The sequence below is a fragment of the Bacteroides ndongoniae genome (assembly GCF_900108345.1).
Lineage (GTDB): Bacteria > Bacteroidota > Bacteroidia > Bacteroidales > Bacteroidaceae > Bacteroides > Bacteroides ndongoniae.
On record NZ_FNVV01000013.1, the window covers coordinates 1,538,695 to 1,559,465 of the forward strand.

General features: G+C 41.0%; 19 protein-coding genes and 2 pseudogenes. 15 read left to right on the forward strand and 6 right to left on the reverse strand.

Annotation, left to right across the window (positions count from 1 at the left end; translation table 11 throughout):
* Nucleotides 1-129 precede the first annotated feature (129 nt).
* The 8 genes from BQ5591_RS10900 (at nt 130) to BQ5591_RS10930 (ending at nt 7,685) form a co-directional block, all read left to right on the forward strand.
* Complete coding sequence (locus BQ5591_RS10900) at nt 130-1,422, forward strand: ATP-binding protein (protein WP_007747646.1); 1,293 nt, start codon at nt 130-132, stop codon at nt 1,420-1,422.
* Nucleotides 1,423-1,443: 21 nt separating this feature from the next.
* The gene (locus tag BQ5591_RS21835) at nt 1,444-1,773 is read left to right on the forward strand and encodes a hypothetical protein (RefSeq protein WP_235817070.1); all 330 of its coding nucleotides are present in this window, start codon (nt 1,444-1,446) and stop codon (nt 1,771-1,773) included.
* 8 nt (nt 1,774-1,781) lie between these two features.
* Nucleotides 1,782-2,858: a DUF6043 family protein gene (locus BQ5591_RS10905; protein ID WP_235817071.1), complete on the forward strand. Its 1,077-nt coding sequence runs from the start codon at nt 1,782-1,784 to the stop codon at nt 2,856-2,858.
* Nucleotides 2,859-2,999: 141 nt separating this feature from the next.
* Nucleotides 3,000-3,305, forward strand: a complete 306-nt coding sequence (locus BQ5591_RS10910) for a helix-turn-helix transcriptional regulator (protein ID WP_071149319.1) — start codon at nt 3,000-3,002, stop codon at nt 3,303-3,305.
* Between the two features lie 16 nt (nt 3,306-3,321).
* Complete coding sequence (locus BQ5591_RS10915) at nt 3,322-4,515, forward strand: primase-helicase family protein (protein ID WP_394331804.1); 1,194 nt, start codon at nt 3,322-3,324, stop codon at nt 4,513-4,515.
* Nucleotides 4,516-4,739: 224 nt separating this feature from the next.
* Nucleotides 4,740-5,087, forward strand: coding sequence for a hypothetical protein (locus tag BQ5591_RS10920; protein ID WP_071149321.1), 348 nt, complete (start codon nt 4,740-4,742; stop codon nt 5,085-5,087).
* 34 nt (nt 5,088-5,121) lie between these two features.
* The gene (locus BQ5591_RS10925; RefSeq protein WP_071149322.1) at nt 5,122-5,832 is read left to right on the forward strand and encodes a hypothetical protein; all 711 of its coding nucleotides are present in this window, start codon (nt 5,122-5,124) and stop codon (nt 5,830-5,832) included.
* A 323-nt stretch (nt 5,833-6,155) separates the two neighbouring features.
* A complete protein-coding gene (locus tag BQ5591_RS10930) occupies nt 6,156-7,685 on the forward strand; it encodes a mobilization protein (protein WP_071149323.1) in 1,530 nt (509 codons plus the stop codon).
* 8 nt (nt 7,686-7,693) lie between these two features.
* Here the strand turns inward: BQ5591_RS10930 and BQ5591_RS10935 are convergent.
* The 3 genes and pseudogenes from BQ5591_RS10935 to BQ5591_RS10945 form a co-directional block, all read right to left on the reverse strand.
* Nucleotides 7,694-8,262 (reverse strand): annotated as a pseudogene (locus BQ5591_RS10935) (hypothetical protein).
* A gap of 65 nt (nt 8,263-8,327) precedes the next feature.
* Nucleotides 8,328-9,365: an HNH endonuclease signature motif containing protein gene (locus BQ5591_RS10940; protein WP_071149324.1), complete on the reverse strand. Its 1,038-nt coding sequence runs from the start codon at nt 9,363-9,365 to the stop codon at nt 8,328-8,330.
* A 2-nt stretch (nt 9,366-9,367) separates the two neighbouring features.
* On the reverse strand, nt 9,368-9,994 hold the full coding sequence (locus BQ5591_RS10945; RefSeq protein ID WP_071149325.1) for a hypothetical protein: 627 nt from the start codon (nt 9,992-9,994) through the stop codon (nt 9,368-9,370).
* A 602-nt stretch (nt 9,995-10,596) separates the two neighbouring features.
* Here BQ5591_RS10945 and BQ5591_RS21840 point away from each other — a divergent pair.
* Both BQ5591_RS21840 and BQ5591_RS21845 read left to right on the forward strand, forming a co-directional pair.
* On the forward strand, nt 10,597-11,091 hold the full coding sequence (locus tag BQ5591_RS21840; protein ID WP_235817074.1) for an AEC family transporter: 495 nt from the start codon (nt 10,597-10,599) through the stop codon (nt 11,089-11,091).
* Entirely contained in the window at nt 11,052-11,504 is a 453-nt protein-coding gene (locus tag BQ5591_RS21845) for an AEC family transporter (protein WP_235817075.1), read from the forward strand. Before BQ5591_RS21840 ends, BQ5591_RS21845 begins: the two co-directional genes overlap by 40 nt.
* Before the next feature lie 37 nt (nt 11,505-11,541).
* Here the strand turns inward: BQ5591_RS21845 and BQ5591_RS10955 are convergent, their stop codons facing one another.
* From BQ5591_RS10955 to BQ5591_RS10975, 3 genes are all read right to left on the reverse strand, one after another.
* Nucleotides 11,542-12,210, reverse strand: a complete 669-nt coding sequence (locus tag BQ5591_RS10955) for an AlkZ-related protein (RefSeq protein ID WP_071149326.1) — start codon at nt 12,208-12,210, stop codon at nt 11,542-11,544.
* 1,771 nt (nt 12,211-13,981) lie between these two features.
* Nucleotides 13,982-14,320 carry an Abi family protein gene (locus BQ5591_RS22185; protein WP_159434453.1) on the reverse strand — a complete coding sequence of 113 codons (339 nt, stop codon included), beginning with the start codon at nt 14,318-14,320 and terminating at the stop codon, nt 13,982-13,984.
* A gap of 745 nt (nt 14,321-15,065) precedes the next feature.
* On the reverse strand, nt 15,066-15,791 hold the full coding sequence (locus tag BQ5591_RS10975; RefSeq protein ID WP_071149330.1) for a DUF6577 family protein: 726 nt from the start codon (nt 15,789-15,791) through the stop codon (nt 15,066-15,068).
* 1,325 nt (nt 15,792-17,116) lie between these two features.
* Between BQ5591_RS10975 and BQ5591_RS10980 the strand changes: the two genes are divergently transcribed.
* The 5 genes and pseudogenes from BQ5591_RS10980 to BQ5591_RS10995 form a co-directional block, all read left to right on the forward strand.
* Entirely contained in the window at nt 17,117-18,361 is a 1,245-nt protein-coding gene (locus BQ5591_RS10980; RefSeq protein ID WP_071149331.1) for an ATP-binding protein, read from the forward strand.
* Nucleotides 18,362-18,464: 103 nt separating this feature from the next.
* Nucleotides 18,465-19,094, forward strand: a complete 630-nt coding sequence (locus BQ5591_RS21850; RefSeq protein ID WP_235817076.1) for a hypothetical protein — start codon at nt 18,465-18,467, stop codon at nt 19,092-19,094.
* Between the two features lie 77 nt (nt 19,095-19,171).
* Nucleotides 19,172-19,564, forward strand: coding sequence for a hypothetical protein (locus BQ5591_RS21855; protein ID WP_235817077.1), 393 nt, complete (start codon nt 19,172-19,174; stop codon nt 19,562-19,564).
* Nucleotides 19,554-20,111, forward strand: coding sequence for a condensin complex protein MksE (locus tag BQ5591_RS10990; protein ID WP_071149332.1), 558 nt, complete (start codon nt 19,554-19,556; stop codon nt 20,109-20,111). The genes BQ5591_RS21855 and BQ5591_RS10990 overlap by 11 nt, the downstream gene beginning before the upstream one ends.
* Nucleotides 20,095-20,646 (forward strand): annotated as a pseudogene (locus BQ5591_RS10995) (ATP-binding protein); the annotation flags it as partial. The gene BQ5591_RS10990 and the pseudogene BQ5591_RS10995, both read left to right, overlap by 17 nt.
* Nucleotides 20,647-20,771: the final 125 nt, after the last annotated feature.

The following is a 20,771-nucleotide window of genomic DNA, read 5'->3' on the forward strand; positions in this document are numbered from 1 at the left end:
ACGGAACAAAACACAGCAAAAATACCGAATGAAATGCCGCAAAAAAGTGGATTTAATTACCACAAAAAACACGAATTGGCAATACAATTCGCAGAAAATGTGTATCTTTGCCATTGAAAAATATATTATATGAATTATTATAAAAGAACAGCCGATGCCCTGCTGCAAGATTTACTGGATGCATTTGGGGCAGTATTGATAGAAGGTCCCAAATGGTGCGGTAAAACCACTACGGCATCTCAACTTGCCAATAGCATCTTGAGAATGCAAGACCCAAGTATGCGTGAGGAGTATTTAGCCACAGCTAAAACTAAGCCGTCCATTCTGTTAAAAGGAGATACACCTCGTCTTATTGATGAGTGGCAAGATGCTCCAATGTTGTGGGATGCGGTACGAACAACTGTTGATGACCGCCAAATTCCCGGACAATTTATACTCACTGGTTCCAATGCTGTTGACAAATCTCAAATACATCATTCCGGAGCTGGTCGTATTGCCCGGCTGCGTATGTTGCCTATGAGCTTGTGGGAGTCGCAAGAATCTACGGGCGAAGTTTCATTGAAAGAACTTTTCAACAATCCTGATTATGATATTGACGGTAAAATGTCTAAGATGACCGTCGAAGACCTAATCTTTGCCGCATCCCGAGGTGGATGGCCGGCTTCTTTGTTGGCTCGTACTCCAAAAGCTCAATTACTTGTGGCAAAGAACTATGTTCAAACCATTTGTTCTGACGACGTTTCCGGTATTGATGGAAAGAAAAGAGATGCCAAACTGACCAGCATGATACTTCGGGCTTATGCCAGGAATGTTTCGACATTGGTCAAGAAAAAATCTCTTTTAGATGATGTAACCTCGTCTGGCGAAGTAAGTTGTCACGTAGATACATTTGATGATTATGTTTCGGCTTTAGAAAAACTATTTGTTATCCAGAACATAAGTGCATGGTGTCCTGCCATAAGAAGTAAGACCGCTATCAGAAGCAGTGTAAAACGATGCTTCTGTGACCCTTCTATACCGATTGCCCTTTTGGGACTATCTCCCGAATCATTAAGTATGCAACTTAGGACGTTTGGATTTATCTTTGAGCAGATGTGTATTCGTGACCTAAAGGCGTACACCATTGATTTAAATAGTCATGTATCTTACTACCATGACCGATACGACTTGGAAGCGGACATAGTGCTGCATTTGGAAGATGGACGTTATGCTCTCATTGAGTGCAAACTTGGTAGTAGCGAAATTGATGAAGGAGCTAAACACTTACTCGAACTCAAAAGGCTTATACAGGAACACAACAAGACGGAGAAGCAGGTACCTATTCGGGAGCCAGATTTACTTATTGTGATGACAGGTGGAACAATGGCATATTCTCGTCCCGATGGGGTTAAAGTGATTCCTTTGGCATGTCTCAAAGATTAACCATTTAGCGGAGCTGTTTATATGGACAATAATATGAAGGAACTTTCCCCTGATAAGTTTCATCTTCAAGCGAAAATGCAGGAATGGCTTGAAGCGAATCAAGAAATCTATACAAATTTTAAGAGCAAGATTCAATCAATCTTAAAGAATCTGTTGTGCGATAACCACAGTAAACAGATAGACGATGAGGCAATTACGTTACAAAACATAATCTTGGAGATAATGACCACAGAAGAAGGTGTTGCTACCGATGAGATGATTGACAAATTCTCTAATGCCATAAAAGATGGGAATGTGTCAGCCTGCTGCTTGTATTGCTATTTGGAACTGGACAATGGGCTTAAGGAATAGAATATGCCATGACCAAATTTGAGCAATCAGAGGATGCAAAATACATTAAAGAAGGCATTCATGCCTATTTGGAAGATAAGAAACGTGAAACTCAAGAAGCAGTTAACAAGGATTTGAATTTGCTCAGCCTGCGTCGCTGGCACTATGAACACCCCGGAGACTATCAAGAATTTGCAAATCTTTTTGCCAAAGCATACGAAGGTGATATGACTTTCATTCTTAAAGGCATGTCTTACTTGGCAGAGATGCTGTCTCTTAATGGAATTAAGGGCATTACAGAATTACTTGAAAGCCTTTGTCCTGGGACTGAAAGCTACAATAGAGCTCAATTTGGAAGCAATTACCAGCAAGTCCATGAGAAACTGACAGCCTTGTTTGCTTCTACATTTAATCAAGAGGCAACGAAACAAAAACTCCTGCATAACAATCCTTTCATGTGTAGTGCGTTCTACTGGATGATATTTGACGATGGTTTTGTGAAGATGGGAGATTTACTCTCCAAAACAATGATGGGAGAAAACTCGTCTGTCTGGCAGAAAGGTTTTGGTGGGCAATTTATACGCTCTTTAATGCTTACCAGTTTTGACAAAGCAGCTTATACCAAAGGGGCATGGAAAGCTATGGGTAAAAATGGTGCGGCAAAAGAGGTGGTCAGTTCCACCTTACAGGCATCTAAAGGTCGCCGTGGACGCAAGCAAGTCTGTGTCCTGCTTGAAGAAATGCTTATACAACCTTATGCGGAACTTCTTACCAATGGGATAGAAACAATACTCACCGAATGGATGGAAACGAATGCTACAGACTCCGTTCTTGCCTATATTTTTGCTGCGTTGACTAATGGCGGTTTGCTTAATGACTCTTACAATTACCGAACTTTTCATACTGCCATTTTGGAGAGGTTCCCATCCCTTGGATTCAAATCTGGTTTTGATTGGGCAGAAGCCCTTTATTGTGCCATTATCAATGAACATGGTGACTATGGCTATAATTTGAGTTTATCAGAAAAAACTATTCAAACAGGAAGGGAACAAGCGAAGTTGATGGAGATAAGACTGCGTACTTTGCTTTCTCCCAATATATATTAATTCTATCATAAACGCTTGGTTAGTTAAAAAGAAACGCTATCCCGTTAAAAGCACCTCGGCAGAAATCGACGCGATTTTTACCGAGGTGCTTTCTTTGTGTTCTATAATAATTTCGCGGCATAATCATCTAAACAACATATTATGCAAGGAAATTTTATCATGTTACAGAAGGATGACCTCAAGCAGGTTGTTTCCGAATTAGTGGAAGAGTTGGTAGGAAAGAAATCCCAGCCCGATTTGACATCAGAAGAGAGTGACGAATACTATACGCGCGACCAAGTATGTGAACGGCTTCACATCACCTACACCACTTTATGGCGTATGCAGAAAGAGGGTACAATCATCGTTCACAAGTTAGGTGGACGTAATCTTTACTCAAAAAGAGAGATTACTTCACTTGTGAAATCGAAAGTTCAGGGTTCTGGCTGTAATGAATTGAATGTATAATCCCAAGAGATACAATATGGAAGAATTATATATTCGAGTAGGTACTACAATATATAAGGTAGTGCAGCAACCTTTGGTCGATGGTACAACTATCACCCGCCGGATTCAATGGAGCTTTGGCACTATCCGGCAGGACTATGGAAAGAACAATATTCCTCCCATCACAAAGTATAATGGCTTTTGTACAGTACCGAGTCATATTAACTATCAAAAAGAAGTTGCAGGTTTCTACAATCTTTACGAGCCGATAACCCATATTCCTGTGGAGGGCGATTTCAAGCATATCCGCTCGTTGGTGGAACACATTTTCGGTGAGCAGTATGAGTTGGGAATGGATTACCTTCAACTGTTATATCTGAAACCGACACAGAAATTGCCGATACTTCTGTTGGTTTCGGAAGAACGGAATACAGGCAAGAGTACATTCTTGAACTTCTTGAAAGCATTGTTTCAGGATAATGTTACTTTCAATACGAATGAGGATTTCCGCAGTCAATTCAATGCCGATTGGGCAGGCAAACTGATGATAGTTGTGGATGAAGTGCTGCTCAACCGCCGTGAGGATAGCGAACGGTTGAAGAATCTTAGCACAGCCCATTCCTATAAAATGGAATCCAAAGGAAAAGACCGCTATGAAGTGCAGTTCTTCGCTAAGTTTGTGCTGTGTTCCAATAACGAGAATTTCCCCGTTTACATTGAGCCGGAGGAAACACGTTATTGGGTAAGGAAGGTTAACCGATTGGAGAAGGATGATACTTCGTTTCTACAGAAATTGAAAGACGAAATCCCAGCATTTTTGCACTATCTGTTGCATCGTGACTTGACAACCAAAGAAGAAAGTCGAATGTGGTTTTCGCCGTCACTCATACGCACGGAAGCATTGGAGAAAATCATCCGCAGCAATCGGAGCCGCATAGAACTTGACATGGCTGAACTGCTGCTCGACATCATGGACTGCATGCAGGTGGATGTGGTGGATTTCTGCATCAACGACCTATTGGCGTTGTTCAACTATTCTATGGTAAGAGTGGAACGCCACCAAGTGAGGAATGTCCTGCAACAGTGTTGGAAACTGGAGCCTGCTCCCAATGCGCTGTCTTATTCCACTTACCAAATATCCGTGTTGCCGGGACAGAAGTATTCAGCATCACCCAAGAAAGTCGGTCGCTTTTACACCGTCACCCGAGAAATTCTGAAAGACTATCGTTGAGTTTGTTGAATTTGATGAAATATAGGGAGAAACGTATGAGCAAGGCTTATATGATTCAACAATAGTCTCAACAGTTTTCAACAGAATTGCTGGCCAAAAAAGAAAAGTAGAATCCTAAACCGTTGGATGCGATTTTTATTTTCCCTTTTGTCGGTACTCTCTCAACAAAGTCAACAAAATCAACGAGAAATAAACAATCACAAGACTTCTAAAATAACAGTCACATGAAGAAAGAAGATTTGATACCAATTATCGCACAGCGCAATCCGCTCTTGGCGGATGCGGTCGGCAAAATGGTCGGCTACATTCAAGACAGGTGGGCAGCACCGTACCCCTCAAAGGAACAGACGGAAGCGGTCAATGCCTACCTCCGTTCAGTCCATGCTGACGGTAACGGTACGATGAGCGAGAACAATATTGCACACCGCAGGATTGCCACGCAGGTGATAACCATTAACGCAATCCGTGTGCTTGACCATGACCAGCTCGACCGTTTGCAGGATGTGCTGAACCATATCGCAGCGGACAGGGAATACCATATGCCGGAACACGGGTATGGCATGGGCAGGTAGCTGACCAGTGTAACACCTATAAATATCATAGACTATGTGCAAGAACGAACAGACCATACATTACTGCACCATCCTTTCCGCCGGGCAGTGGGATTTCCTTTTGGACGGCAGATCCGCCATCGACAGGCAGAAGTGCCTGCACAGGCTGATGACCGCAGCCGTGCGGACAAAGACCGCCCTCCGTATCAAGGGAGTTGAGATTGAGTTGGAGGTGGGACAGGCGGCAGCTTCCGATGTGGAACTGGCGGAATACATGGGCTGCAACCGAAAGACCATCGGAAAGCTCATCGGCAACTTCAACAGGCTTGGTATGCTGACCACCCGAACCAACAACCGAACATCCATACACACCCTGCATTTTCTTACGGGGTGGTATGTGGATGGTGTCCTGCTGACTAATCCCCATTATGTCAAGCCTGCGGCAGTTTCCAAAGGACAGGCAGACGGAGTGCGGACACCATACTCTAATGATATGCCGTCGGAGAACAAACCGTGTACCGTGCCGGATGGTTGCCAGTGCCCAAGGCTGGAAGCGGACAGCATGGCAGGCGGAGCAGCCGCCCTTTCTTTTTCCCTATGTTCGCCTGTGGTTTTCGACAGTTCGGAGAACAGAGCGGATGCGGAGGACAAAGCCGACAATCCCCATATCGCAGACAATGACAACGGACAGCATGAAAACAATCCTATAGAAAGCCCGAAAGAAGCGCAGAACGGCACGATTGGCGGCGTGGAAGACCCGACATAGCCGGGAGGAACTGACGGGCGCACAGCGCAGGATTTCAGCGGTACTCCGTTGGTGGACGTGACTGACTGGGCTTGCCCAGATATAGCCCACTATAACTTCCGAAGTTGTGGGCTCTCCCGAGGGGCTTAGGACGCTGCCCTAAGAACCCGGCAAGGACTTTCAGCCCTGTGCAACCCGACCAAAGAGTGACCCTCTCTTTGGAAACTCCGCTTAGTGGCTTCCACCCCTAAGAACCCGGAGCAGGAAGTGACCCTCTCCCTGCACCCTCCGATTAAGGCTCCGCCCTAATGACCCGAAGTGAAACCCAAAATACAGACAAGCCTATGGCACAGAAGACATCCATTAACATCAAGCCGTGCAACATCGGCAGCAGCGAAGCGCATAACAAGCGGACAGCGGAATACCTCGCCAATATCCGCAGGGAGAAGTTCTACATCCGTACCGACCTCATGGCAGGAAACGAGACATGGGTATCACCTGATTTCGGCGAAGCCACGCTCACCGACCGCTACAATCAGATAGCCGCTATGGTTAAGGAAAAGACAGGACGGGCGATGCAGACCAAAGACCGGGAACGGGTGAACAAGAAGACGGGCAAGGTGACCATCGTCCGTGGCAGCACTCCGCTCAAGGAGGGTGTGGTCGTCATCAAGGATGACACAACGATGGAGCAGTTACGGAAGTTCTGTGAGGTGTGTAGGCAGCGTTGGGGAATCACAGCCCTACAGGTGTTCATCCACCGTGACGAGGGGCATTACGGAATACCCGGCGACAATGCCACATGGAAACCCAACCTACACGCCCATATCGTATGGGACTGGATGAACCACGATACGGGCAAATCCTGCAAACTGGACGAGAAAGCCATGAGCGAGATGCAAACGGTTCTGGCTGAGTGTCTGGAAATGGAAAGAGGCACCTCAAAGGAGGTGACGGGAAAGGAACATCTGGAGCGCACGGACTTCATCATCGCCAAACAGAAACAGGAAGCGGAACAGGCGAAAGCCGCAAGGCAAGCCGCCATCGCCGCCAAGGAGGAAGCCGAAGCGGAACTCATGTCTGTGGAGAACGAGAACAAGGCGAAAGAACAGTACCGTCTTGCCCTCGACAGCGAGATTGCCGAAAAGGAGAAGCAGTTGAAAGACGAGCGAAAGGCGAAAGTGGACAGCATACTGGACAGCGTTGGCAACCTTGTGGGGGTCGGCAAGTCCGCAGCGGTCGAAAAGGAAAACGCCAAACTCAAAGCCGAGAACGAACGCATGAAGAAAGCCTTTGCCGAAGCTGTAAAGGACAAGGCGGAAGAACGGACAAAGGCATTGGTCGCAGAAAAACAGAAAGCCGAAACGGAGCGTGACAGGGCTTTGGTGCAGAGCCGTTCATTTGCCATTGAAAGGAACAAGGCGGTACGGCAGCTTCAGGAGCAAAAGGACGGCGAGCGGCAGCGCATCAGCCAAGCGGTGAGCCAAGCCACGGTGGAGAAAGACAAGACTATCCGCCTGTTGCAGAGTACGCTGAAAGCGAGCAGGCATATCCTAAGCCTGTTTGCGGATATGCTCTACAAGGCAAGCGAGGTGTTCAAAAGAGCCATCGATGCGATTATCCATTTCGGCACGGAGCGGCACAAGTCATTCTTCGCCCCGTCTGAAGCCGCCGACATCAAGAGCGTGATGCAGGAGTACGGGGAAACAACCGAACAGCAGAACGCGGTCGGAGCATGGCTCTGTGACTATGCGGAAAGCCGACAGCCGTTTGACGAAATAAAACATCGCCATACACTCAAAGAGGTTGGTGATGTGGCAGAAGGTAAGTATGATTGGAAAATAGAGAGTATACAACAAAGATTACAAAGATGATATTGGATCTAAATATCATCCAAATCGCTTTGAATTTTGGCTTCTACATTTTGAGAATCACGATAGCGAATCAGCACCATACCTTCGTAAACCCCAGAGGATTTTTCAATTGAAAGTTGTATATCTCCACCTGTCACTTCCCATGCACTACCATATACAACTGTTCCTTGATGGACTTCTGCCATTAAAGCAGTATTGGAATCAGAAAGGGCTGGATTTTTTTCTTTTGAGATAGACGGCTTACCATATTTGCGAGTATACAAATCTTTATAGTAGTCATAGGTGTTAACGAGAGTGTTCCATTCTCCGCTCGGTTCAAACAACACAACTACAGCAAAAACATTTTTCCCATCGTCTGTAGCAGTTACACCTACAGTCGCTTCACGGCCAGTAAAATCCCCTGTAAACAAAGAGATATTGTTTTCCTGCCCGATAGAAGTAAATCCTTTGGTTTTTAGTTTTTACAAAACTCGGTCATGCTTCCTTCAATAGGAATCCCTTTGAATGAAAGGTGTTCTTGTGCCATGATGTTAATGACAGCTAAGAATACGGCTAAAGAGGCTAGAATCTTTTTCATAATTTATGATGGTTGATTTGTTATAGTTACAAATTTACTCATTTTTAGCAATATAGCAAATTATTTTAGCAATAATCGTCAATTCCATCTTCACCATCCCATTCTAAACCTTGGGCTAATGTAAAAGCCTTTCGTGCGCCCTGTTCCTCAAAGAATGTTTGTCCCTCGTGAATATATTTATCACCTTCAAATGACACAGTAATCAAAGAGAATTTCTTGATGCCATCATCTGCATGGGTTTTGATTAAAAGGGAGTCCCCTTTCAAGGCGAAATCGTCAATATAATGAGTGGAAAATTCATTCTTGGTAACGATAGCCCCTTTTTTAAGCATCTTGGAATATGTTTCCAATGGTTCTTCATCCCAACGAATTGGGCATAGCGGAAATTCTGTCGGTGTACGCCAATACTTTTGCATCGCAGTCGGTGATAGCGATTCAGTCAGAATGTCTTGCTTGTATTCTACGGCAGAGAATTCTGATTGGCTACTGGGTACAGAACTGTATTTAGAAAATGGCTCAATGTGTTCGTGGCGTTTGGTCGGTGCATAAATCCACTCGCCCATAGTACCATTGCTTGTGTTTGTTGGGGCAGATGGTGTTTCCGCCCATAATTTCAAGCGTTCATATGAAGCCTTTGCTTCCTCGGCGGAAACAGTCCGCATCCATGCAAAGTTTGGGTTGTCATTGGCAAATTCCTGTATGATTGAAGGGTCGTTTATGAATGCTTCAATACTCCCACATAGAAACTCTATTCTCTTTCTTGTAATAGGATTTAGCAAAACATTTTCCAACTTTGTTAACCACCTTAGATTTTGAGGGCGATTGTTTCGTCTATTGGTGTCTATATGGTCAACAACATGTTGGGGTGTAGGTGGCTCCCCTAAGAAAGCATAGGCAACAATGCGATGTACTCTTTCGCCGCCAATAATCATATATCCAGTTTGTTCATTAGCTTTTCCGAATGTCCAAATATCATCTTCTTTCCTCACTCTTTTACCTATGCGAGAATGGCGCAATACCGCCCCATTGTCACGGACAGAGTAGGTTTCACCTTTGTAGATGCAATCCTTAACCTCCTTATAATCATCCAATAAATTTCTCATTATTACCTCCGTCCAAATATGTCATAGGTTTCAAAAGCTAACAGCAAAACTTTTCTCCATTCGTCTTGTGTCTTGTAATCCAGCTTTACATTTACACAGACTGACCCATAGACGACATTAGTGCAGACTTCGACTTCACAGTTATTCGTGCTGTCGTGGACTACTCCAATAGGAAGCGCAAGGTTGTTGCCGATTCGCTCTTGGAGAGTGTCTCCGATGGTGAAAGTTATGAAATAGTCGGGCAATCCAAAATCTGGTGTAGCACAATCTTCATAGCCAGAATCGTCCAATTTACAGAAGATAATTGTAGACGTTTTTCCCAATTCTCGCAATATATTCGGTACGACCTCAAAGAATTGTGATACTGCCTTTTGCTTTTTTACATCAGCCCCACTCATTTCTTCTTCATTTATCAATTCAAGGTCATCGGCAAGCTCTTTGAAAAAGTTCCGCCTTAAAACCTTTGATATTTGTTTAAGCTGTACGATGTCAATTTTGCTGCGCTTGAATATGTCATACACATTGTTCCTTTGGCAGCAAATCAATCGTGCAAACTCTGTGATTGGAATTTGCTGTTTCCTCACCTCCTTTTCGATGAGTTTGCCAATGGTTAATTTTTCGCTTTCCATATTGCATAATATTTATGGATACAAAGTTACAGAACAAAATATACGCAAAGAAAAAATAGGTGTATCATGTTATTGTGCATAATGTATTAATTTCAAGAATACTCAATAATTTCCCGACAAGTTATTGCGGTCTCATCTTATCCCTTACACGAATAATCGCAATGATTTATTTAAAGGCCAGATTTAGCCACTCTTTCTATTTAAAAATCTATAAAAACTCTCTGTAATTTCATGGAATTGCAAAAGGCCATTATTACAGAGTTTCGCCTCAAAAAGGTCACCTGAAGGTCACTGTATATAAGAAAAAGCACTTACAAATATTTGTAAGTGCTTGATTCTTAATGTGGACCAGCCAGGGCTTGAACCTGGGACCTCCGGATTATGAGTCGTGAGGCGACTTTACCAGATAATGTACTTCAAGAACTTCTTGACAAACTCCGTCGGCGTGGTTACGATACGGATAGGCTGGTGTTCAATGACTTTTCTGTAAAGTGAGTGTGAGGAGGAAAGTATATTAGCTATCAATTTTCCGCCCGAGTGGAGAATATCCAAATTCTATAATCTGTATCTTTGCGCCAGTTTTTTAGGAGGTAAAAAGATTTATGGATGCAATAGTAACGCAGATGATTATCTTGTTCGTACTGGTAGTCGTCGGCTATTATCTGAGTAAAAAGAAGATGATGGATGCGGATTTTGACCGCAAGCTTTCGGGATTGGTTATTAATGTAACGTGTCCTTGCCTGATACTTTCATCGGTGATGGGCGATACGCTTCCTGACAAAACATTCATCGTTCCCTTGCTTCTCGTGGGGTTTGCCACTTATGTGGTGTTGATAGGTGCGGCTTTTCTGCTTCCTCGTTATTTGCCTGTCAAGGCGGCCGACCGTGGAATTTATAGCTTTATGTTGGCTTTCGGTAATGTTGGTTTTATCGGTTATCCCATTGTTGCTTCTATTTTCGGACCGAATGCAGTATTCTATGCCAGTATCCTTAATTTTCCAAGCACTTTGCTGATTTTTGTTTTTGCACCTTTTTTATTTCGGGTGACCAGGGCAATATGCGTTTCAATTGGCATACTCTTTATTGTCCGGCTATGATTGCTTCGTACCTTTCTATCCTTGTTGTACTGACGGGATGGGTGCCTCCCCGTGTTGTCAGCACACCTTTTGTATTATTGGGCAATGTAACCGTACCTGCAGCCTTGCTCATCATAGGGTCGTCGATAGCTCGGGTACCTGTCCTTCGGATGTTCGGTAATGTAGCCATTTACCTTATGTCGGCTTTGCGTTTGATGCTAATTCCTCTGTTCATCTTATACATATCACGCCTTTGCAGTGTCGACAATACTATTGCCAATATTAATGTGGTGCTGGCAGCTATGCCTGTGGCTTCGTATGGAACACTGTTTTGTATTCAATATGCTAAAGGGGAGGTTATTATGGCCGAGGGAACTTTTATTACAACTTTGCTTTCGGTGTTGACCATTCCTTTGCTGACATTGTTCTTGTAGAAGTAGTCTATTTATTGGTTTGTTTGACTTTTGGGAACTATTTCAACAAGAAGTCGTACACTTTTGGTGAAGTTTCAGGCAATATTTTTTTTAACTGGATAAGCATTCGTTGGCGTGATTCCTGTGGGGTGCGTTTGGGGTGGCAAGCTTCTCGTCCGAAGAGTGCTTCGGGAGTGGTTAAGAGCGACCATCCCCAGCCGTATTCGTGTCCGTGGCGGTCGCGAGGATAGATGAAGTCTTGTGTAACGATGTATCCGCCCATTTCCAGGCGAGTGAGATAAGCATCGAATCGGCTTCGCATTTTAGTTCCAGTGAAGCCACATGCAGCGCGAAGTTCACGGGTGATAAGGCTTCCTTCTGTTTTTAAAACATCAAGAATAGCTTCTTCGATGCTTCCCTCTTCGGGGGAAGGGAAAACGCTTCGACGGTAGTTGCAGAAGTCAGGCCACCATTCGCGACTGATAAAGGCAGCTTTACGATTGAAAAACTTACCGTATGCACAACCACTTTCCTGCAGGATAGCACCTTTCCATTCCCACAGCGGCCATTCCCATCCGCCATCGGGCAGGCGGGTATACTGGCAATTTTCATCTGTTATTTCTTCGGCCGACCATCCAGGAATGCCCATGCGTAATAGTGGCAGAAATCCGATGTGGTTGATATAGTCAATCAATTCGGGGCAAGAATGCAATGTTCCTTTTTCCATCTATAATATCTTTATTTTCTGTTGCTTTTCTTAATACAATACAATACAATTTTTTATTGTAATCTTTTTCCAAATATATAAGTTTTTGAGGAATTTTGGTTGAAGAGGAGATGAAAATGTTTGGTCAATCGGAAACATGGTATATTGGGATCTTGTATTGTTTGTAATATTTCTTTGTCATTTTTAATGCTCTTGTTTTTATCGCATTGTTATTATTCAGTGTTTGGTGGTGATTGATATTTGGATGCTTGATTTTTTTATAGTTAGGAAAAAGTTTTTTGCTAACTGGGAAAATTTTTGTGGCCAGTTATAAAATTTTCGAAAGAATAAAACGCATAGGAGTTTGGGGAATGAGGTGTGATCGTAGTGTACATTTTTTAACCATTTATGAATGGGGTATTCTGATTTTGCTCAATGGATATTAGTGGTCACTGTATCAGTGGGCTGAGTTATTGTTTTATTATTGAATTATTAATCTAATGGATTGTAAGTTATGTGTTTATGTATTTTGGTGTGCTACTTTTTATTGCTTTACAGGTTATTTTCTGCCGATGCAATATGTGTTATAAACTCATAATATGTTGATAATCAAATATGATTTTAGCGATTTTTCATGCTGGGGGACAAACGAGGGACAAAAAAATGGAGACAATCTGCAAAGAAAACACTAATACAATTTCATTTTTGAAAAACGTGATTAAGGAGCCTATTAAATCTCCTTTGTCCCTCGTGTCCCTCATGTTTTGAAGCGATGTATTTGCTCTTTATACCTCTTTTCTTTCGTCGCCTCTTCTAGATATAAGTTTAGTCTTGTTTATTGTATATCTACCAAAGTTCTAAACCAAACTATTTTGCTTTCCAAAAAAAGATAGATACTTGTATATTTTGACTGGAAACTGATATCAACCTTAGAGGTGAGTAATCTTTCTGTATGCCAATATTTTCTTTTGACTTATTCTCTTTTCGCCAGCCATAATTAATTTTTGTAATTCCTTCTGAGTTTTCTGTTGACGGCGTAAAATGTATGGATACTTGTAACTAATAGAATATCAAATACTTTGAATATACCTTCTTAGATAATGTTTATTCAAGTATGGATTGTAGTAATTTATATCAGAAGAATTACTTTTGAATTTAATATTTATCCATCAATATATCATATAATTGCTGTATTTGCATATTATATGATATATTGAGCAGTATCGAAAATAACAATCGGTACAAAGTCGCCAAGAAAGTTGGATCAGAAGATGCAGATTGTTGGAGGCAGGCCACAGTCTGCGCAGAAAATCTCAGTATTGCTCACTAATAGGGCAGATATTTTGCCGATATACCAATAAAGCTAAGGCATTGTATCCTTGGATTATTAATGTGATACTTCTGTCTTCCAATGAAGAGGAACTTCGTACAAGTATGTAGGAACTAAGGCAGAAGACTAACCTAGATGAATATTTCATATACTGTCTTGATATACTCAAAAAGGAAATCCGCCTGTCTCTTACGGTCATTCGCAAAATGCAGGCGGAATAATGGAACATATATGTTCAGTCTATGGGGCTATTCTTTCCACAGCGGTTCTTCTTGTCAGCTCGTAGGTAAACCAAACCTTGATGTCTATCATCGGAAAATCTGCCAATTGCTGTTGCAAGTGACCTTTCATATACTCTTTTGAAGTGCAGGATGGACTCCTCCTTTGAGCTTTTTAGTTCCTTGTCAACCAATGTCATGGTTCGGTTGAAATTGTCAGCATTCACAAACAAGCTGCCATCTGTCATCCAGAAGATATTGCCAGTTTCCTCGTCACGATGTTTGTCAATGCGCTGCGCAAGGCAATCTCTACTTTCTCTATATCGTTAAAGAGAAACAATCGCAATTTCTTATCGAAACGATATGGGTTAAGTGTGTCTTGAAAGGAGCCGTCTGCCTTGTATCGATGAAGCTCCTTGGGTATCTGCAGCATGGGATACAGATAGGCGCCAAGCCTGTAATAGCCAATGTTTCGGATATAATGCTCCGTCCGTTGGGAGTCCCTAACGTCCCAACCTCTGTTTTTCTGCAGGGTGGCAATCTCAATTGGGTATGTATAAACCTTGTCAGATTGAATGCCCATAGGGTATAAAAATAAAACGCCCCCCAGATTTGAGCATCGTTGAGAGGCTTTGGAGGGTCTAATGTTGTAAAAGTACAACAACTATTTCATTCCGCCAATTTTTTGCGGATGTTTCTGTTGCATAGTTTGTCGTTACCAGTTTCCATTGGGGCTGGATTTTCCTGCTTTAGGGTAGGCAAAATAAGACAAAATGCAAATCACCAAGTGACATTGCATTCGGATGGCGGAAGCAGAACCGATTCGGCCGATTCCCTGTCCGCGTTTGGTTTATTATGCAGGTCGCTTTATTCCAAATTGCTCATTAGAAAAATCCGCTTTCCATTTGTGCAAAAAATATTGTTTTTAGGGAAATAATTAAGTAGCAGAATAAAAGACTGGGGTTCCGTATCATTCCGGTATGCTATTTTATAGAAGAACTTGGAGTGGTTCTTGAGGATATTTGCAACATTTCTCTGTTTACGTTTTACCAGCTCCAGTTCGATGAAACCGAAATCTATAGATTTCTCGGATAATCTTATTTCTATGTTTGCTCCAGGAGGATAGATTACATCAATGTCTATGGACAGACGATGGACAGACCTGCCGATTGTCAGCATTAAGAATGTACTTTGAAAATCAGATGGGTTCTGCTTTGACCGGCATCTCAAGCAATGACAATGCACGGATGACTTTTTCAATCAGCTTCTTGTCATTGTAATGCTGTGCAGTGACCATTTGGTCAATCCATTCTTTCGTAAAACATTTTTTATCGTTGCAAATTCAAGTTATTCAGTATGGACAATAATTCTTCTTTGACTTTGCTTCTGCTGGAATATCTGAAAAGTCGGCTACGATTAACGGAATACATTTTGAAGGCATTCTCTATGAAACGTTCGCTTTCACTCCCTTGTAGATAGAAGAAATCAGAATCTCTCAGAATATCAACCAGAAGTTTTTCCAATGTGGACATTGGAATGCCGGATACTTTCTGCAACGGAGCTTCTGAAACAAGGTTTTTCACGAAGATGGTCCTGCTGTCCATATCCACATAGTGATATACTATATCTTTAGTGGGACGCTGAAAAATCGGTCGGCCTTCGCCTTTCAGAAAATCAAAAATGGTTTCGGCTGAATCCCTCTCCGTTTCCACATAAATAATGCGGTTGGATGAAAGATGGTGTTGCAGTGGTGAAATGATTTCACCTTGGTAGATACAAAACTTGGCAAACGGGAAATTGGACAGCAACAGATTGAATACCTCTATTATATCGTCTGCAGGTTGGGGCAAGAATACCGGTTTTGTCACTTTGGCATACATGCCACGGCCGGTTCTGATAAATACGTTGCTATTTACGAGTTTGAACAAATGCCAAAGCAGGGAAGATCTGTTGATGTCCATGCTTTTGCAGAGACACTCAGACAAATCTTCTATATTAAAGTCATGATGCTTTTCAGCAAAATTTAGTATGGCTGATGTTATTTCGTTACTCATATCTGTTATTATGTCATAAATATAACAAATTATCGGCACAAATTTGAAATAGTGCCGATAATTTGCTGATTATGTATCGCAATAATATGATTGAATGATGTTCTTTCAGTTTGATCCTGTTCTTCAATATTTATCCACAAGGGCTTTTTTCCTCTTTTCTCATCATCGAATATAATCGTCAAGCGACATTGTATCCGGATGGCAGAAACAGAACCATTTGGCCGGTTTCCCGTCCGCGCTTGGTTTATTAACAGGGCAGCCTTGCATAGTAAGTGGCAGAGGGCGATATTTGCTGTAAGAAATGAAATAATGATACGCACTTATATTTTATGAACAGGAGCGTTTAGGAAACTATTTTTAAGCGTTTTAACGCAAATTTTATGGATATGAAGGATGAGGAAGGAATAAAATAGGGTTAAATTATTACAGTAAATTATGTGATACTGCTATAGTTCATTCTAGCTAGTATGTAAAGTTAGTGTTTTCTAAAGATGTATTATTAACTCTATGTATACTGGCTGTATTGTTCGCTAAAAGACAATGTATTTTTATTGGAACAGATGGAAAAGGGACGATGTAATATGTGCCATAAACACATAAAGTGTTGATAATCATGTATGGTTTTGGCATTTTTTCATACTGGAGAACAAACGAGGGACAAAAAAAAGCGAGATAATCTGCAAAGAAAACACTAATACAATTTCATTTCTGCTGATTTATGTTTTTGGAGCAATATGTTCCTTTGCCCCTCGTGATTTAGAATTCTATATTTTCTCTTTGTCCCTCTTTTTTTCTTCAGCATAAGGCTTAAGTTTAGTTTGTTTTTTGTATATCTAATCAAGTTCTAATCTAAACCTAATGATTATTTTTGGGGGCAGCCAGAGCTTTTATACTAAACCAAGTATGATTATTGTTTCTTTAAGTTTTTGTAAATCGACATTCGGGCTTTATGAATAAAATTGTGGTGCAAAGGTATTTGTTATGATATTATTGCATCGCAAGTTCAGGCATTTTTGATTCCTGGATAAATCTCCACACTTAGACGTTTTAGGGAGATGGTTTGAAAAATGAAAGACAGAAAAAGTAATTAGAAAGCCAAGTCAGGACATCACAACGTTACCAATTTATGACCATAGTGTGTAGAGCCATTAAAAACATGCTATCTGTATACCTTTCTGTTAGCATGGCAGTTCTTACACTCAATAATACTAAATATTATTTAATAACAATCTTATACTGCATAAATTAGTATATATTTTGTGCAATAGACATTGTTATTTGAATAAAAAATAGTAATATTGTATTCGAATAACAACATATAAAAGATGAAAACAATCATTCTGAATCAACGCAAAGAACGTGATGAACTGATGTCTCGTCCTTATTTAATACGTAAGAGTAGTCAAAATACAGAATTGCTATTGAGCAGCCATCTTATCAAGTTGATAACAGGCCCTCGGCGAGTGGGGAAATCCACTCAGGCATTACTAATGCTACGGGACAAGAATTTTGCATACTTAAACTTCGATAACTATCAATTGTTAGAAGCCTGGGATGCTGATTTGGTCATGCGGATGCTGGATGATGTTTATCCTGGATATGAATATATTCTGTTGGACGAGGTCCAGAATCTTGATGCATGGGACCTGTGGGTCAGTGAACTGTATAGAATGGGAAAGAATCTCGTAATAACGGGCAGTAATGCCAGAATGTTAAGCAGCGAAATGGCTACAGTATTAACAGGTAAGTATCTTCAGGTAGAGATGTTACCTTTCAGTCTTGAAGAGTTTTTTGATTGGAATGGGCTTGATTTGCATCTACTGAAAGCAGAGCACAAAACTGAATCCCTTGTATTGTCAGATGATTATTTAAGGAATGGCGGTTATCCAGAAGTAGTTGCTTCACGCCAATTGACCCGGAGTTATCTTGATACGTTATTTGATTCTATTATATGGAAAGATGTTGCTAAGCGTCATAATGTTCGGAATGTGACAGATTTAAATAACTTGGCCATGTATCTTGTGTCGAATTTCTGTAATCCTATCAGTGCTAATGAATTGACATCAGAACTTGACTTCTCCAGTGTCAATACGACCAAGAAATATATGGACTATCTCCATGAACCATACCTTTTCTATTATTTGTCGCGCTACAATAATAAACTAAAGTTGATGAAAAAAGCTCCAAGGAAAGTGTATGTAGTTGACAATGGTTTTGTGGTGTCCAAGGCTTTTTCCTTAAGTGACAATTTAGGACGGCTGCTTGAAAATCAAGTCTTCATAGAACTTATACGCCGAGGTTATGATGTTGAAAAGACCATGTTCTATTATCGTTCACGAAACGATAAGGAAGTTGATTTTGTACTTCGTGAAGGAACTCGCATATTACGTCTTGTCCAGGTCTGTTATGATATTAGCAGTCCTAAAACGGAAAAGCGTGAAGTGGATAGTATTGTTGAATGTGCTGGAGAATTAAAGTGTGATAATCTCGTTATTGTGACTTATAATTACAAATGCACAATCGAGAAAGACGGTTATAAGATAGATGTAGTGCCAATCACAGAGTTTTAAATATATGGATGTCCTGACGCATTTTAGAAGTATAGAAGAATTGACCAAGACGCTCTCACATGAGCAAGGATTGCTAAGTGAGATGTTTGAAAAACGAAAACTTATGAAGTTTCCGGTTGGGCTTGCCATTGATCTTGTCGGAGGGAATGAAGCAAGGTTGAGGAAGCTGATAGAATATGGTGTACTGGTAGAAACTGGCAATATGGTTGAGATAGAGAGTGACTATTTGAACTTCTTCGAAGAAGTGCTGAATGTCAATGAGGAAATCAGTGTGTTGAGTGTGCAGGAATGTATCAACACATTGAAAGAGTATATAGGATATTTCCTACAAGAAACTAATATAAATCGTAAAACCGGATATCAGGATAGTGTGCGCCAGCTTTTAAAGAAGACCGGATTCAGGACTTTGAAGAATGTTGTTGATTTGAAGCGTAATATGGATAATGCATATAAGCAGGAGCCCAATTATATTATCAAAAAAAAGAAACTGGAGAACTTGGATGAGAAGAGTCGTAGCATTCGTACTATGATACGTGAATGTGAAAAACTGATGGATAATGAGCATGCCTTTTTCATTATGGCTAATGATCCGCACATGGCCAAGACTTGTAGCGATGTGAAACATGATTTTGTAGAAGCCTATCATGCGTTAATGGAGATTGACAGACAAATAATTTCCTATATTAATCAGATTGACGAGCAGAATAAACTTTACAAAAAATACGAAAACTGAAGTATCTGCAAGATCAGCTGCTCATCAAGGCTAACACGAATGTTATAAATGTGTTGGAGGAAAGAAATCCTCTTTGGATGGAATCACGTCAATACAACAAGATTCGTCTGTCTTTAGAAATGCTGAGGGAAAACGAACTGGTGGTAAAGATGCTTAGACGGATTGCCGAGCGTAATGGAATACAAAAAACACTAAGAACGGAAGCCGACCCGTTGACTGAAGAAGAACTGCAAAATCATGTCCGATTATTGAAGGATGTGGATTCTGCTGAAGTCTGGAATTCATTTTTGGCATCAAGCTATAATTTGTTTGAATTCATTTTGAGATATGACTATAAGATAAAACGTAATATTGAAGAACACGTTACACTTTTCTGTCAGTTGGTCATCCTGCATCCGAATGAATGCCGAATGACTGGAAAATATGCAATTTATCAAAACATTGAATATCCTATAATTTATGCGAAATAATACTCGAAGAATATACGATAAGTTAAGCCGGGGAGAATTCCTTTCGGTGGACAGTTCAGACGCTTCTGTACGTCATCTGTATGAGGATGTCGAAGAAAATCTGGAAGATTATACGGAATATTTCAAGGAAATTGGTCTGCAAATGGAATCTGGTAATGGTTACTTCTATTTTTCAAGAATAGGAGAGGCTAAACAGACTATAGAACAGAAATTGGATAGCTTTTCAAAATGGCTTGACTATCTGGATTTTCTCAAATGCTATAATCCGTCATTTACCGCTGGTTATCAGTTCCGAAAAAGCCATTTAATAGAACAAATAAGCCTGGATATTGAGTTGAAGGAAAAGGCACACCATCTGTTCAAAAAATACGGGGTTGGATCAAATGGTGAAATAGTAAGCAAGCTGTTACAGGAAATGCAGAATATGGGCTTTGCAGAATGTATCAGTGAATTTGAGGAAACATATAAGATTACTTCAGCATTCCGTTATGCCGAAGAAATAATTGATATAATTCAAATAGCAAATGAAGATGAAATACCTGAATAAGATAATTTTTATCAATAGTGCTAATATCCCTTATGCAGAGATATCTGTAGATGGAAATGTGCATTTTACAGGAACCCAAGGGGTTGGTAAAAGTACTGTATTGAGAGCATTGCTGTTTTTCTACAATGCGGATAAGCATCGTTTAGGTATTCAGCAGGGACAGAAATCGTTTGATGATTTCTATTTCAGTCAGTCAAACTCTTATATACTTTATGAGGTGATGCGTGATAATGGGGCTTATACGATAGTTGTATGCAGGTATCAGGGACGTGCTTCATGGAGGTTTGTTGATGCTCCTTATCAGCGTGAATGGTTAATTGATGGCAGTAACCACGTATTGAGTGATTGGGTAAAGATTCGAGAACGTATAGACAAAAATGTAGCTGTTTCAGCCAGGATAGAATCCGGTGTTATGTTTAAGGATATAATTTTCGGTAATACCCATGACCATAAATATACACGTTATGCGCTGGTTCAGAGTCCACATTATCAGAATATTCCACGAAGTATTCAAAATGTTTTTCTGAATACTAAGAAACTGTTTTGAATTGATTCAAGAATAATGTTACAGTCTCCTTAAAATTTGAAATCAGCAGGCCAATTGGAAAAATGTTATATCTTTAAAGGTACCAAACTATAAAGTTATGACACACTATCCAA

What these genes read in the sequence shown, in the direction of transcription:
- BQ5591_RS10900 (WP_007747646.1), top strand. Translation starts at nt 130, where the DNA reads ATGAATTATTATAAAAGAACAGCCGATGCCCTGCTGCAAGATTTACTG.
- BQ5591_RS21835 (WP_235817070.1), top strand. Translation starts at nt 1,444, where the DNA reads ATGGACAATAATATGAAGGAACTTTCCCCTGATAAGTTTCATCTTCAA.
- BQ5591_RS10905 (WP_235817071.1), top strand. Translation starts at nt 1,782, where the DNA reads ATGACCAAATTTGAGCAATCAGAGGATGCAAAATACATTAAAGAAGGC.
- BQ5591_RS10910 (WP_071149319.1), top strand. Translation starts at nt 3,000, where the DNA reads ATGCAAGGAAATTTTATCATGTTACAGAAGGATGACCTCAAGCAGGTT.
- BQ5591_RS10915 (WP_394331804.1), top strand. Translation starts at nt 3,322, where the DNA reads ATGGAAGAATTATATATTCGAGTAGGTACTACAATATATAAGGTAGTG.
- BQ5591_RS10920 (WP_071149321.1), top strand. Translation starts at nt 4,740, where the DNA reads ATGAAGAAAGAAGATTTGATACCAATTATCGCACAGCGCAATCCGCTC.
- BQ5591_RS10925 (WP_071149322.1), top strand. Translation starts at nt 5,122, where the DNA reads ATGTGCAAGAACGAACAGACCATACATTACTGCACCATCCTTTCCGCC.
- BQ5591_RS10930 (WP_071149323.1), top strand. Translation starts at nt 6,156, where the DNA reads ATGGCACAGAAGACATCCATTAACATCAAGCCGTGCAACATCGGCAGC.
- BQ5591_RS10940 (WP_071149324.1), bottom strand. Translation starts at nt 9,365, where the DNA reads ATGAGAAATTTATTGGATGATTATAAGGAGGTTAAGGATTGCATCTAC.
- BQ5591_RS10945 (WP_071149325.1), bottom strand. Translation starts at nt 9,994, where the DNA reads ATGGAAAGCGAAAAATTAACCATTGGCAAACTCATCGAAAAGGAGGTG.
- BQ5591_RS21840 (WP_235817074.1), top strand. Translation starts at nt 10,597, where the DNA reads ATGGATGCAATAGTAACGCAGATGATTATCTTGTTCGTACTGGTAGTC.
- BQ5591_RS21845 (WP_235817075.1), top strand. Translation starts at nt 11,052, where the DNA reads ATGCGTTTCAATTGGCATACTCTTTATTGTCCGGCTATGATTGCTTCG.
- BQ5591_RS10955 (WP_071149326.1), bottom strand. Translation starts at nt 12,210, where the DNA reads ATGGAAAAAGGAACATTGCATTCTTGCCCCGAATTGATTGACTATATC.
- BQ5591_RS22185 (WP_159434453.1), bottom strand. Translation starts at nt 14,320, where the DNA reads ATGGGCATTCAATCTGACAAGGTTTATACATACCCAATTGAGATTGCC.
- BQ5591_RS10975 (WP_071149330.1), bottom strand. Translation starts at nt 15,791, where the DNA reads ATGAGTAACGAAATAACATCAGCCATACTAAATTTTGCTGAAAAGCAT.
- BQ5591_RS10980 (WP_071149331.1), top strand. Translation starts at nt 17,117, where the DNA reads ATGAAAACAATCATTCTGAATCAACGCAAAGAACGTGATGAACTGATG.
- BQ5591_RS21850 (WP_235817076.1), top strand. Translation starts at nt 18,465, where the DNA reads ATGAAGTTTCCGGTTGGGCTTGCCATTGATCTTGTCGGAGGGAATGAA.
- BQ5591_RS21855 (WP_235817077.1), top strand. Translation starts at nt 19,172, where the DNA reads ATGGAATCACGTCAATACAACAAGATTCGTCTGTCTTTAGAAATGCTG.
- BQ5591_RS10990 (WP_071149332.1), top strand. Translation starts at nt 19,554, where the DNA reads ATGCGAAATAATACTCGAAGAATATACGATAAGTTAAGCCGGGGAGAA.